At 66.2% G+C, this 231-nt stretch carries 1 pseudogene; it reads left to right on the plus strand.

Annotated elements, in window-relative coordinates:
- Positions 1-231: pseudogene (locus tag SB764_RS45055) on the plus strand (saccharopine dehydrogenase); the annotation flags it as partial.

The raw sequence follows: 231 nt of genomic DNA on the forward strand, positions 1-231 counted from the left end.
GACGCAGTGGATCAAGCGAATGATCGAACGGTACGAGCCGGCCGCCCGGCAATCGGGTGCGCGCATCGTGCATTGCTGCGGTTTCGATTCGGTGCCGTCGGATATCGGCGTGCTGTTCCTGCAGCAGCACGCAAGGCGGCAGTGGGGCGTGCCGGCCACGCAGGTGAAGATGCGCGTGAAGACGCTGAAGGGCGGCGCGTCGGGCGGAACGGTCGCGAGCGTGATCAACGT

Source organism: Paraburkholderia sp. SIMBA_027, assembly GCF_046535315.1.
Lineage (GTDB): Bacteria > Pseudomonadota > Gammaproteobacteria > Burkholderiales > Burkholderiaceae > Paraburkholderia > Paraburkholderia tropica.